This is a genomic window from Asanoa hainanensis (genome assembly GCF_900188485.1).
In the GTDB taxonomy this organism is placed as follows: domain Bacteria; phylum Actinomycetota; class Actinomycetes; order Mycobacteriales; family Micromonosporaceae; genus Asanoa; species Asanoa hainanensis.
Genome location: NZ_FZPH01000001.1, coordinates 695,188 through 707,242, shown reverse-complemented (window position 1 = coordinate 707,242; position 12,055 = coordinate 695,188). Strand labels below are relative to the sequence as shown.

Genomic DNA, 12,055 nt, shown 5'->3' with positions numbered 1-12,055 from the left:
AGCGGGACGGTTCCCGTGTGGATGATCCCTCCGTGTCAACGAACCAACGCCAGCAGTTATCTTGAATTGTTCCAGAATGTGGCCTAGCGTCATCGCGTGGCGGCGAGCGGCCTCGTCGAGGCGCGGCTGCGGGAAGGAACGCAGATGAGCGACATACAGGACAAGGACCAGACCAGCGGCGGCGGGTGCCCGGTCGTGCACGACTCCGCGACCGCGCACGGCAGCGAGAGCGAGAACCCGGCGATCGACGCGCCGACCCCGAAGAACAACCGGCCGCTCACCAACCGCGACTGGTGGCCCAACCAGCTCGACCTCTCGGTGCTGCACGCCCACTCGGCCAAGGGCAACCCCCTCGGGGAAGACTTCAGCTACGCCGCGGCGTTCGCGTCCCTCGACGTCGAAGCCCTCAAGCGCGACATCGCCGAGGTGCTCACCACCTCGCAGGACTGGTGGCCGGCGGACTTCGGCCACTACGGCGGCCTGATGATCCGGATGAGCTGGCACGCCGCCGGCACGTACCGCATCCATGATGGTCGTGGTGGTGCCGGTGACGGCGGCCAGCGGTTCGCGCCGCTCAACAGCTGGCCCGACAACGCCAACCTCGACAAGGCCCGCCGTCTGCTGTGGCCGGTCAAGCAGAAATATGGTCAGCAGATCTCGTGGGCCGACCTGCTCGTGCTCGGCGGCAACGTCGCCCTGGAGTCGATGGGCTTCAAGACCTTCGGATTCGGCTTCGGCCGCGCCGACGTGTGGGAGCCCGAGGAGATCTTCTGGGGTCCCGAGGACACCTGGCTCGGGGAGCGCTACGTCGACGACACCACGATGGCCGACAACGTCGGCGCCACCGAGATGGGCCTGATCTACGTCAACCCAGAGGGTCCGCGCGGCAACGCCGACCCGGCCGCCGCGGCGCACTTCATCCGCGAGACCTTCGGCCGCATGGCGATGAACGACGAGGAGACCGTCGCGCTGATCGCCGGTGGTCACACCTTCGGCAAGACGCACGGCGCCGGCATCGCCGACGACCACGTGGGTGCCGAGCCCGAGGGCGCGCCGCTGGAGGCGCAGGGCCTCGGCTGGCTGAGCAGCCACGCCAGCGGCAAGGGCGCCGACACGATCACCAGCGGCCTCGAGGTCACCTGGACCGACAAGCCGACGCAGTGGAGCAACCGCTTCTTCGAGATCCTCTTCGGGTACGAGTGGGAGCTCACCACCAGCCCCGGCGGCGCCAAGCAGTGGGTGGCCAAGGACGCCGAGGCGATCATCCCCGACGCGTACGACCCGGCGAAGAAGCACCGCCCGACGATGCTGACCACCGACCTGTCGCTGCGCGTCGACCCGGCGTACGAGCGGATCTCCCGTCGCTTCCTGGAGAACCCCGACGAGTTCGCGCTGGCGTTCGCCAAGGCCTGGTACAAGCTGCTGCACCGCGACATGGGTCCGGTCAGCCGCTTCCTCGGCCCGTGGGTCGCGGAGCCGCAGCTCTGGCAGGACCCGGTGCCGGCCGTCGACCACGAGCTCGTGACCGAGGCCGACGTCGCCACGCTCAAGGCGATGGTGCTGGAGTCGGGCCTGACCACGGCCCAGCTCGTCTCGACCGCGTGGGCCTCGGCCGCGAGCTTCCGCTCCACCGACAAGCGTGGTGGTGCCAACGGCGCCCGCATCCGGCTCGAGCCGCAGCGCGGCTGGGAGGTCAACGAGCCCGAGCAGCTCGCGACCGTCCTCGACACCCTCGAAGGCATCCGGCGCAAGTTCAACGAGGCCGGCGGCGCCAAGATCTCGATCGCCGACCTGATCGTGCTGGCCGGCTCGGCCGCCGTCGAGAAGGCCGCGCGCGACGCCGGTGTCGAGGTCAGCGTGCCGTTCCACCCGGGCCGCACCGACGCCACCGCGGAGCAGACCGACGTCGAGTCGTTCCGGGTGCTCGAGCCGCGCGCTGACGGGTTCCGCAACTACCTGCGTGCCGGGGAGAAGACCCAGCCCGAGGTGTTGCTGATCGACCGCGCGTACATGCTGAACCTGACCGCGCCCGAGCTGACCGTCCTCGTCGGCGGCCTGCGCTCCCTGGGCGCCAACGTCGGCGGCGCCAAGCACGGCGTGCTCACCGACCGGCCGGGCCTGCTCACCAACGACTTCTTCGCGAACCTGCTCTCCCCGGGCACGCGGTGGAAGGCGTCGGAGACCGACGAGCACGTGTACGAGATCCGCGACGTCACCACCGACGAGGTGAAGTGGACCGCCACCGCGGTCGACCTCGTCTTCGGCTCCAACTCGCAACTGCGGGCGCTGGCCGAGGTCTACGCCAGCCAGGACGCTGGCGAGCGGTTCGTCACCGCCTTCGTCGCGGCCTGGACGAAGGTCATGGAGAACGACCGCTTCGACCTGTCCTGAGCCTTTACGGATGAGCCCGGCCGCCTGCGGTCGGGCTCATTTGGCGTTCGGGGATCGTTTCTCCGTGCCGGACGGCTCGAGCTGGGCGGGGTCTCCGGCGCCGCGGCCCAGGTTGATCAGAGCGAACCCGGTCCGCAGCTTGTCGCGGAACGTGGGGTCCACGGTGATCAGCACGTAGAGCACCGCCCAGCCGATCGTGAGCAGGCGCGCCCAGTTGAGGATCGTCTCGTTGAACCGCAGCCACGGCTGCGCGGCCAGGACGACGCCGAGCGGGAGGCCGGCGAAGAACAGCATGCGCAGCGCGTCGACCGCGATCTGGCGGCGGGACCGGCGGTGTGTCTCCGGCGCGGGCGGGTCGGTCGCGTGGAGGCGGCCGAGCGACCCGGTCGCCAGTGCGGCGATGTCGTCGCGCAGGACGGTCTCGACGCGCCGCCACGCACCGGGTGGCGCGGCCACCACCAGGTACTTCAACTCGCGAAGGGCCGCCGCCGCCCGCCGGCCACGGTGGCGCAGGAGGTCAGCACTGCCCGGGTCGTGGGCGAAGAACAGGGGCAAGTCGATCTCCATTCTGGCGGCGACCTGCTCGAGTGTCTGTGACCATTGGCGGCGCCAGCCCAGTTCATTGCGGAACACCGGCCGGCGGAGTTCCGAGAGCATGTCCAAGAGGCTGATCAGGGCGTAGCCGCGTGGATCGGCCCGCTGGATGCGGCGCACCTTCAAGGCCTCTCCGACCCGCACGGCGGACGCGGTCACCAGGCGCAGCATCGCCACCGCCGCGACGGATACGACCGTCACCCCGACGAGCAGCGGCCAGCGGCCGTCGATCCGGGTGACCGCGTAGCCGGCCGCGGCGACCGCGAGGATGGCTGGCAGGACGCGGGTCAGAACCCGGCTGCCGGGCTCCGCACGGGTGAAGCGGTAGACACCTCTCAACGCGCCCAGGATGATCGCGGCCGCCCCGACGCCGACCACCGAGGACCAGAGCGGACCGAGGTCGCTCGCCAGGCGCGCCACGACGAAACCGCCCACCACGATCCCCGCGTAGCCGGCGGTCAGGCGGGCGACCACATTGGCCCGGCCCCACCTCAGCCGACACCGCAGCTCGTGCAGCACCGCGCGATCCGGTGCCACCCGAAGCTCGTCGAGCCGCTCGGGTCCGACGACAGAACCGAGAACAATGCCGAGGTCCTCGCAGCGATCCTTCCAGAACTCGAGCGTGAACTGGTCGCTGTCCCGCAGGCGCTTGTGGAGCCAGCCCAGCGGCCAACCGATGCGCCACCACTGCCTCCGCCGCGAGCGTGGCGACCAGCCGCGCAGGTCAGCGGGACCGAACGCATCCCAGGACAGGGCGGAGAAGCCGAGGCCATTCAACAGGTACCCGTGGGTCGCGCGCGCATTTTGGGGCCGGCCGAAGGATGCGGCATGCCGATCGCAAGCTCGCACTCCCTCGAAGTCTCGGTCGAGGAAGCTCAGGGTCATCACTTCGATGTCGAACAAGGAGGCTTTCGCCGGCTCCAACGCACGGGCATCGCGGATCCGGCGCAATGCTTCCTCTTCCTGATTGTTCAGGTAGAGGGCCCAGGCGAGTTGTTCGAGCAATGGCACGCTCGGCCGGTCCGGGTCGTTGGCCGCGGTGAGAGTGGCGACCGCGGGTCCGCGGCGCTGCTGGTCGGCCTTGGTGAGGGCTTCGTGGACCTCCGCGGCCCGGGTGAGCGCGCCGGCCAACGCCGCGGGCGCGATTTCCTCGATCGCACCATGGCTCGAGCCCAGCCGGTCGGCGAGGTTCTCCTGATCCCGTCGGCGGCCCCGAGACCGGACGAACCACAATGGCCCACCGGTGCGCCACCAGAGCCGGCGCCAGTTCCGTCGCCACGAGGAGGTGTCTCCCCGGGCGTCGACGGCCAGGTACGACAGTCCCACGTCGACGAGAAGCTCGGCCCGGGCCTCGCGGAACTCGTTGCCGGCGGCGCCGTTCTGCAGCCGCGTCCACGCGTCCATCAACCGACCGAGCTCGGTCAGCAGGCCGGCGTGCCGCACAGGCAGACCACTGGTGGCGGGGTCGAGCAGGAGGAGGATCCGCAGGGCCAGCCTCGTATCGCCCAGAGCCGCGGCGACCCCCACTGCCTCGCGGAGCACAAGGGGATGTGGCCCGGTGGAGGAGATGCCGTCCGCGAGCAGTCGAGCGGCGGCCGGGGCGGCGGCGTCGTCGTCGAGCCGAAGCCGGCTGGCCTGCTCGGCGAGCAGCCAGGCAGCTCGGTCGCGGTCCGCATCGGCGAGCACGTCCCGCAAGAGTAGCGTGACCGCGCCGGCTGCGACCTCCCCACCACCAAGCCGGTCCTCCAGCTCAGCCGTTTCCTGCCCACGGAGCGCGGCGCGGACGAACCAGAGCGGCCCGCCGGTGGCCCACCACAGCCGCCACCGTCGCCGGGCACCGGACTTGCCGCGCCGGAGGGCGTCCAACGCGAGTGTGCGTAGGCCGAGGTCCACGTAAAGCTCGGCCAGTTCGAGCTGGGCGTCGCGTGGCGCGACGGCGAGCAGCGCTTTTAGCCGGGCGACTGCTCGCATATCCTGCCCCCGGGCCTGCAGGGCGCTCCGCAGAGCCGACAGCGTCAGCCAGTCCGGATCCCATTCGGCGGCCGCGTCGAGCAGCGCAAGTGCTCTGACCTCGTGACCGAGGTCGCGCTGCGCTCTGCCGAGGTGTAGCGCCAGGCCCGCGTCGAGCGGATCCGAGCCGGCCGATCCGAGGCCCAGCAATGCCTCGGCCAGCATTCTGGAGGTCTCGGCTGGATCATCCAGTTCGGAGGCCTGCTGCAGCAGTCGATCACGGTCCACGTGTCCAGCATGGCGAAATCGGCCGCCAGGCGTTATCAGCGATCCGACCGGGACCGGCCACCTAGGTGGCCGCCAGGCCCTCGTACGCCTCGATCATGTTGTCGAGCTCCGGCTGCACGGCGTGGGCCGGCCCGGTCGGCTGGTCGATGTATCCCCGCACGGTCTTCACCACGTTGTCGGCGCACGCTCGGATCTCGGCCGGCGAAGAGCCCGAGGGCACGCCGTACCGCGTGTAGGCCTCGTAGTCGGAGGCCGAGACCTCGAACCCGTCGGTGCCGACGCCTCCTCCCCAGAGGATCTCCTGGCCATCCTTGACGACCGCGTACACCGAGTAGCGCCAGGCGTACACCGCAGCGCCGCTCGCGGCGGGGCCGATCGTGACCGACAGCGCATCGACACTGCGGGGCTCCACCGCGAAGTTCTGCGGCCCGGTCGCCGACCATTCACCGGTTGACGGGACGGGGAAGCGGAAGTCGTAGTTGAGTGTCGGAGCTACCTCGCCGCCCGCGACGCTGGCGCAGGACGGCACCGTGAAGACCTCGTGGACGACCACCTTGAGCCCGGTCAGGACGAGGGGGTTGTCGCCGGTGTTGCGCAACGTCAGCACCAGGGGCCGTACCCGCGCGGGTGTGGTATCGGGCGCGGGCGGCTCCGTGGTCGGGGCCCCCGGTTCGAGCATGCCGGTGACCGCGACCTCGGCCGCCTCCTGCCCGTACTCCATCTCGACGAGCTCGAGGAACTCGTCAGCGGGCGTCTCGGGTCGAGCCGGCCCCGATGTCGCCGGTGGCGGAGTGGGGGTGGCGCTCGTCCGCTTCGGATCGGAGGACGGTCCACACTGGGCGATCCCGAAGACGACGGCGATCAGCGCGCTGGCGATCCCGGCGACGGCACCGACAGCGTCCCACTGACGGGGCCGTCGCCGGGATCGTGGCCGGGGCGGGGGAGCGCTCACGAAACGGACGATAGGCAGCGGTCGACCGCCTCGAAAGGCCCAGCCGGTCGCACCCCGTTGCCGACCCGACACGGACAGCGCCGATCATCCAGTCAACAGGACCAGAACGGGGGCTGGGGCGAACCGGCTCGAGCAACTAGGCCAGCACGAGGTCCACGCCGAGGTGCGGGTCGCGGAAGGGGATCCCGGCGCCACCGGCGTACGCCACCCGGGTCACCGCGTCCACGCCCGTGAACTCCAGGCGGGCCGGCCCGATCCGGATCCGCACGCCCGGGCCGCGGAAGGTGAACTCGCCGGCGCCCGACACCTGGCCGCCCAGCAGCCGGAGCAGGCCGGCCGTGCGGGCCTCCTCCGTGGCCGGGCAGGTGACCACCCGCAGCGCGGCCGTCGCCCCACCCGCCGGGGGCAGGTCGGCGGGCGGGGGCGGCAGGGGTGCCGGGCCGGCCTGGGCGAGCTGCACCAGCGTGCCCCCGGCCACCTTCGGATGGATGAACGCCTCGTGCCAGGAAGGGTCGACGGTGCGTACGCCGAAGCAGGGATAGCCCGCCGCCGTCGCCGCCTCGACCGCGGCCGCCAGGTCGGGCACCTTGAACGTCAGGTGGTGCAGTCCGGGCCCGCCGCGCGACAGGAACCGCGCCACGAACGGGTTCTCGTCCGTCCGATGTGGCTCCAGCAGCTCCAGGCACATCCCGTTCGCGTACCGCAGCGTGCTGAACCGGAAGCCCGGCGCGGTGCCGCTGATCGCCCACGACCCACCGAGGGCCCGGCGGAGCAGCGGCCACGCGGGCCGGGCCTCGGTCACCGCGATCGAGACATGGTCGAGGAGGGCGGGAGGCATCATCCCGACAGCTTCCCGGACGGGCGGCCACGGCGCATCGGCGAAAGCACCCAGGGCCTACGCGTGCGGCCCCAGGTGGGTGCGCTCGCCCTCGTGGTCGAGGATGCAGAGGATCTCGGCCGGGCCGCCGTGCGCGCCGAAGGCGTGGGGGACCATCGTCGAGAACTCGGCCGCCTCGCCCGGGCCGACCAGGATCGTGCGCTCGCCGAGGCGCAGGACGATCGTGCCCGAGAGCACCGTGAACCAGTCGCGGCCCGGGTGGACGCGCAGGTCGTCCGGGACCTTGCGGGTGACGCGCATCTTGCTGACGGTCTGGCCCTTGTCGCGGGAGAGCAGCCAGGTCGTGACGCCGCGCGCCTCGTCCTGGTGGGGGCGGATCACCACGTCGTCGTCGCTGTCGGACTCGACGAGGTGGTCGAGCGTGGTGCCGAGCGCCCGGGCGATCGCGGTCAGTTGGTCGAGGGCGATCCGCCGGTGGCCGGTCTCGATGCGGCTGAGCGTGGACGGGCTGAGCAGGCAGGCCGCCGCCAGCTCGTCCAGCGACCAGCCCCGGGCGACCCGCAGGCCGCGGATCCGCTGCCGGACCCGTACCTCCAGGCCATCGTCCTGCTTCATGCGCAAGATGCTATGCCATTGGCGCAAGGTGCGGCTACCGTCGACGCATGGCACACGAGCACCTGATCGAAATGCTGGACCTTGACGCGGAGGTCCTGGCCGACTACCACCGCGAGCTGATCGGTTGGGTGGGCCGCGAGGCCGCCGCCCGGCCCCACGTCGTCGACATCGGCGCCGGCAGCGGCACGGGCTCCCTGGCCCTCGCCCGGGAACTGCCCGGATCCGAGATCACCGCCGTCGACGTCGACACGCAGATGCTGGCCCACCTGCGGGCCCGCGCGGACGACCAAGGCCTGGGCGACCGGATCCACACCGTCGAGGCCGACCTCGACCAGCCCTGGCCCGACCTCGGGCCCGCCGACGTGGTCTGGGCCGCTTCCTCGATGCACCACATGGCCAATCCCGAGCAGGCACTGGCCTCGGCGTACGCGGCCCTGCGCGAAGGTGGTCTGCTGGTGATCGCCGAGCTCGACTCGCTCCCGCTCTTCCTGACCGGCACCCAGGACGAGGCGGTCGAGCAGCGCGGTCAGGTGGAGTTGGCGAAGATGCGCCACGAGGCCGGCATGCACATGCACGAGAACTGGGGCGACCGCGCCACCCACGCCGGATTCGGCGCGGTGACGCAGCGGGTGTTCGAGATCGACCTGCGGTCGCCACTGCCGCCGGTGGCCGCGCGCTACGCCGAGGTCACCCTGGGCCGCATGCGCGAGCGCCTGGACGGGCGACTCTCGGTGTCGGACCTGGCCGCTCTGGACAAGGCCGTCGCGGGTCTGGGGGGACGCGAAGACCTCAGCGTGCGTACGACCCGGACGGTGTGGCTGGCCCGACGCTAGCCGCTGCGGCGGCTGCCGTAGTTGCGGGGAGGCTGGAAGGTGCCACCCTTGCCGGTGAACCCACCGGAGCCGTGCTGGTGGGTCTGGCCGCCCTTGCCTTTGCCCTTGCCCTTGGCGGCGCGACGCTCGGCCCGGTTGGCGAAGGTAGGGGTCTCCTCGACCGCCTCGTCCTCCGGCGTCTCGTCCGGCGTGGTGTTCTCGTCGTCGGACATGAAAATCTCCCGGGTCATTGCGGTACGCGGTCAACGAACAGCGTAGCCCGCAGGGTCCCCTATGCCACGGTTGGGACACCTGAGGGCGACGGGCGAAATAGAGTGGGTCCCGATGGAGACATGGGATGCGATCCGGGCCAGGCGCAACGTTCGCGCGTACACCGCCGAGCCGGTGACCGACGAGCAGCTGACCCGGATCGCCGAGGCCGGCTGGCGGGCGCCCTCGGCGTCGAACCGCCAGCATTGGGACTTCGTCCTCGTGACCGACCGCCAGCAGCTGGCCGAGCTCGGCACGGTGTGGCACGCCGCCGGCCATGTCGCGAGCGGGGCGGCGGCCATCGCGCTGGTGCTGCCGGTGCCGGTCGACGAGCGGCAACGACTGCTCGACCAGTACGACCTGGGTCAGGCCACGTACGCGATGATGCTCGCCGCGACGGACCTCGGCATCGGCACGGGGCACTCCTCGGTAGGTGATCACGCCCGGGCGCGGGCGATCCTGGGGGTGCCGGAGACGCACGAGGTGACCTACCTGCTCGGGGTAGGCCACCCCGCCGACCGGCCGCTGCGGCCCATCAAGCGACCCAACCGCCGTCCGTTCGACGAGGTCGTCCACCGCGGCGGTTGGTGATCAGGGTTTGCGGGCCACCCCGCCGAACGCGTCGGTCTGGACCGGCTCCGCGTCGTCGGCGTGCCAGGCCGTGATCTGCGCCAGGCCAGGCTCGACCAGGTCGAGGCCCGTGAAGACCGCGCCGAGGTCGGCGAGGCTGCGCAGGTGGTATTCGTCGCCGCCGCTCTCGACGAGCTTCTTCGCACCCTCCACGACCGACGGGGTCGTGTCGGTGCTGTCCCAGAACACCAGGTAGCTGCCCGAGACCGTCGCCGCCACCACGCGGTCGATGATGGACCGGACCACCGCGATGTCGGGCTCGTAGCCCATCACGCCCATGAACATCACCGCGATCGGCTGCGTGAAGTCGAGGGTCTTCGCGGCCTCGGCGAGGATCGTCTCGGGCTCGTAGTAGTCGGCCTGCAGGTAGGTCACCTGCTCGTTGGAGCCGGCCTCGCCCAGTAGGGCCCGGGCGTGCACGAGCACCAGCGGGTCCTTGTCGACGTAGACGATGCGGCTCTCGGGCGCGATCTCCTGCGCGATCTCGTGGGTGTTCTGCATGACCGGCAGGCCCGTGCCGATGTCCAGGAACTGCCGGATGCCCTGCTCGGCCGCGAGGAAGCGCACCGCCCGGGTCAGGAACTGCCGCGACTGGCCGGCCATCAGCCGGATCTCCGGATAGACCCCGGCGACGGCGTCACCGGCGGCGCGGTCGGCGGGGTAGTTGTCGGTGCCGCCCATCCAGTAGTTCCACATGCGGGCCGCGTGCGGGATGTCGGGCTGCAGCTGTGCCGTGAGGTCGGCATCCGAGATCGTCATGCACAAACTCCAATACGAGGGGCGAGGCTCCGCCGATCGTACGGTCTCCGGGCCGATGCGCGATGTCCCTATTGGACTCTCGTGGCCGGGTAGCCGATGTGGTCCAGATCCTCGGCCAGCTCAGCCACTGTTATCGGACGGCAGCCCGGTGAGCAGGCCCGGCCACAGCTCGTAGTCGTTGACCGCCGGGCTCATCGCCGACTCATGGTCGAAGCCCCGGACGAAGGCGCCGGCGGTCGAGAACACGATCGACCACTCGTCGCCCGACCCGTTCGCCATGGACGCCAGCTGCTCATCCGGCCCCCAGTACGCGTCGAACGTGTAGTGCCGGTATTCCAACCGTGGGCTCAGGACGGCGTCGACCATCGCCAACGCGCGGCACCGCTCGCGCAGGACCGCGATGTCAGGGAGCGAGTCGTACGTAACCACCGGCACATCTAACCCCACCCGGTCTTCAGGCACATTCGTGTGCCTTTTGTGGGCCCGTGATTCTTCTGCATCATGGGGCTACGAACGGAAAGTGAGAAATGGAGTGGGGTGCCATGAAGATCGAGTTCTGGTCGGACATCGTCTGCCCGTACTGCGGGCTGATGGACCACCGGATAAACCAGGCCCTGGGCCGGCTCAGCTACGGCGAGCAGGTTCAGGTCGTCCATCGTTCGTTTCAGGTCCACCCTGACCTGCCGCGCGAGGGTGTCACGCAGCGCGAGGTGATCAAGATGGCCGGTGCGCCCCCGACGACCGTGGACCACGTCCTGCGGCCGATCGAGCGGCAGGCCAAGGCCGAGGGCCTGACTCCGTACCGCGCGGTCGACCGAACTCTCGGACCGACGGACCTGGCCCACGAGCTGCTCGCGTACGCGACGGACCAGGGCCGTAGCAACGAGATCTGGACGGCGATGTTCCGGGCGCACTTCGGGCAGGCCCGCAAGCTGTGGACGGAGGGCGAGGTCCTCGGTTTCGCCGCCGAAATGAACCTGGACGGCGCCGCGAAGGCCCTGCGGAGTCGCCGCTACCGGGGCCGGGTGGACGCCGACCAGCGCCAGGCGGTGCGGCTGGGCGCCCGCGGCGCGCCGTTCCTGGTGTTCGACGGCCGGTTCGCCGTGCCCGGCGCCATCGGGCTCAACGACCTGGTCTCCGTCATCGACCGGGCGTGGGCCGAGGCCAAGCCCAAGCCCCAGCCGCTGCCGATCATCGGTGGCGGCGACGGGGTGTGCACCCCCGACGGCTGTGTGAGCTAGGGGAAGCGCACCGCGCGGGCGGTGCCGTGCATGTCGTGGGGGAGGTCCGCGTACGCCCACTGGTGTGCCCGGGTGTGCAGGCACGCGGCCTCCACGTCGCCGGACTCCAGCACCGCCAGCAGTTCGGCGTGCTCGTCGGCTACGTGCGACAGCAACGGCTTCGTCACCACCAAGGCGATGGCGGTACGCGACTCGATCTGCAGTCCCTCCCACGCCCGCTCCAGCAGGAAGTTGCTGCCGGCCAGCACCACCCGGCGGTGGAAGCGCGCGCTGGCCAGCCCCATCGCCCGCACGTCGTCGTCAGCCGCGCAGCGGTACATGTCGGCGACGTCGGCGCGCATCGCGTCGAGGGGGAGCCGGTCGTTCAGCATCGCGAGCCGGGTCGCGGCCTCTTCCAGCGCCGCGCGCACCACGTACGCCTCGCGGATCGTCTGTTCGACGAACGGCAGCACATGACGCCCGCGCCGGGGGCGGCTCTCGACCAGGCCGAGGCCCTCGAGCTCGCGCAACGCCTCGCGCACCGGGGCCTGGCTCGTGCCGAAGTCCGCGGCGATCCGGGTCTCGATGAGCCGCTCGCCGGCCTTGAGCTCGCCCGAGACGATGAGCTCGACCAATCCGTCCCGGATGCTCTCGCTCAGGGTCGGCTTCGACGGGCGGCCCGTAGACGACTCGTTGACCAACATAGGAGAGACCGTATACGTTCATTATCGATATC

The 12,055-nt window shown here is 70.8% G+C and carries 11 protein-coding genes and 1 pseudogene; 4 read left to right on the top strand and 8 right to left on the bottom strand.

What is annotated here, in order from left to right:
• Positions 1-144: 144 nt before the first annotated feature.
• On the top strand, positions 145-2,391 hold the full coding sequence (gene katG, locus CHC05_RS03330) for a catalase/peroxidase HPI (RefSeq protein WP_089244737.1): 2,247 nt from the start codon (positions 145-147) through the stop codon (positions 2,389-2,391).
• A 36-nt stretch (positions 2,392-2,427) separates the two neighbouring features.
• On the opposite strand, the gene CHC05_RS03325 is transcribed toward katG, so the two are convergent.
• The 4 genes from CHC05_RS03325 to CHC05_RS03310 all read right to left on the bottom strand — a co-directional run bounded on the left by CHC05_RS03325 (position 2,428) and on the right by CHC05_RS03310 (position 7,628).
• Positions 2,428-5,223 carry a hypothetical protein gene (locus CHC05_RS03325; RefSeq protein WP_144022460.1) on the bottom strand — a complete coding sequence of 932 codons (2,796 nt, stop codon included), beginning with the start codon at positions 5,221-5,223 and terminating at the stop codon, positions 2,428-2,430.
• Between the two features lie 61 nt (positions 5,224-5,284).
• Positions 5,285-6,175: a hypothetical protein gene (locus CHC05_RS03320; RefSeq protein ID WP_144022459.1), complete on the bottom strand. Its 891-nt coding sequence runs from the start codon at positions 6,173-6,175 to the stop codon at positions 5,285-5,287.
• Positions 6,176-6,311: 136 nt separating this feature from the next.
• Positions 6,312-7,016 (bottom strand): VOC family protein, encoded by a 705-nt coding sequence (locus tag CHC05_RS03315; RefSeq protein WP_089244455.1) that lies wholly within the window; start codon positions 7,014-7,016, stop codon positions 6,312-6,314.
• Between the two features lie 54 nt (positions 7,017-7,070).
• Positions 7,071-7,628, bottom strand: coding sequence for a helix-turn-helix domain-containing protein (locus CHC05_RS03310; protein ID WP_089244453.1), 558 nt, complete (start codon positions 7,626-7,628; stop codon positions 7,071-7,073).
• A 47-nt stretch (positions 7,629-7,675) separates the two neighbouring features.
• On the opposite strand from CHC05_RS03310, the gene CHC05_RS03305 reads away from it, so the two are divergent.
• A complete protein-coding gene (locus CHC05_RS03305; protein WP_089244451.1) occupies positions 7,676-8,461 on the top strand; it encodes a class I SAM-dependent methyltransferase in 786 nt (261 codons plus the stop codon).
• On the opposite strand, the gene CHC05_RS03300 is transcribed toward CHC05_RS03305, so the two are convergent.
• Positions 8,458-8,673, bottom strand: coding sequence for a hypothetical protein (locus CHC05_RS03300; protein ID WP_144022458.1), 216 nt, complete (start codon positions 8,671-8,673; stop codon positions 8,458-8,460). The genes CHC05_RS03305 and CHC05_RS03300 overlap by 4 nt on opposite strands.
• 112 nt (positions 8,674-8,785) lie before the next feature.
• Here CHC05_RS03300 and CHC05_RS03295 point away from each other — a divergent pair, with 112 nt between their 5' ends.
• Positions 8,786-9,301: a nitroreductase family protein gene (locus CHC05_RS03295; RefSeq protein ID WP_089244447.1), complete on the top strand. Its 516-nt coding sequence runs from the start codon at positions 8,786-8,788 to the stop codon at positions 9,299-9,301.
• Here the strand turns inward: CHC05_RS03295 and CHC05_RS03290 are convergent, their stop codons facing one another.
• Positions 9,302-10,099 carry an SAM-dependent methyltransferase gene (locus CHC05_RS03290; protein WP_089244445.1) on the bottom strand — a complete coding sequence of 266 codons (798 nt, stop codon included), beginning with the start codon at positions 10,097-10,099 and terminating at the stop codon, positions 9,302-9,304.
• 138 nt (positions 10,100-10,237) lie between these two features.
• Positions 10,238-10,534, bottom strand: a pseudogene (locus CHC05_RS03285) (hypothetical protein); the annotation flags it as partial.
• 107 nt (positions 10,535-10,641) lie between these two features.
• On the opposite strand from CHC05_RS03285, the gene CHC05_RS03280 reads away from it, so the two are divergent.
• Positions 10,642-11,340 (top strand): DsbA family oxidoreductase, encoded by a 699-nt coding sequence (locus CHC05_RS03280; protein ID WP_179266029.1) that lies wholly within the window; start codon positions 10,642-10,644, stop codon positions 11,338-11,340.
• On the opposite strand, the gene CHC05_RS03275 is transcribed toward CHC05_RS03280, so the two are convergent.
• Complete coding sequence (locus CHC05_RS03275) at positions 11,337-12,023, bottom strand: GntR family transcriptional regulator (RefSeq protein ID WP_089244441.1); 687 nt, start codon at positions 12,021-12,023, stop codon at positions 11,337-11,339. The two genes, CHC05_RS03280 and CHC05_RS03275, sit on opposite strands and share 4 nt — an antisense overlap.
• Positions 12,024-12,055: the final 32 nt, after the last annotated feature.

Coding starts and splice junctions, on each gene's coding strand:
- CHC05_RS03275 (WP_089244441.1), bottom strand. CDS start 12,023: ATGTTGGTCAACGAGTCGTCTACGGGCCGCCCGTCGAAGCCGACCCTG.
- CHC05_RS03305 (WP_089244451.1), top strand. CDS start 7,676: ATGGCACACGAGCACCTGATCGAAATGCTGGACCTTGACGCGGAGGTC.
- CHC05_RS03310 (WP_089244453.1), bottom strand. CDS start 7,628: ATGAAGCAGGACGATGGCCTGGAGGTACGGGTCCGGCAGCGGATCCGC.
- katG (WP_089244737.1), top strand. CDS start 145: ATGAGCGACATACAGGACAAGGACCAGACCAGCGGCGGCGGGTGCCCG.
- CHC05_RS03280 (WP_179266029.1), top strand. CDS start 10,642: ATGAAGATCGAGTTCTGGTCGGACATCGTCTGCCCGTACTGCGGGCTG.
- CHC05_RS03315 (WP_089244455.1), bottom strand. CDS start 7,016: ATGATGCCTCCCGCCCTCCTCGACCATGTCTCGATCGCGGTGACCGAG.
- CHC05_RS03295 (WP_089244447.1), top strand. CDS start 8,786: ATGGAGACATGGGATGCGATCCGGGCCAGGCGCAACGTTCGCGCGTAC.
- CHC05_RS03300 (WP_144022458.1), bottom strand. CDS start 8,673: ATGTCCGACGACGAGAACACCACGCCGGACGAGACGCCGGAGGACGAG.
- CHC05_RS03290 (WP_089244445.1), bottom strand. CDS start 10,099: ATGACGATCTCGGATGCCGACCTCACGGCACAGCTGCAGCCCGACATC.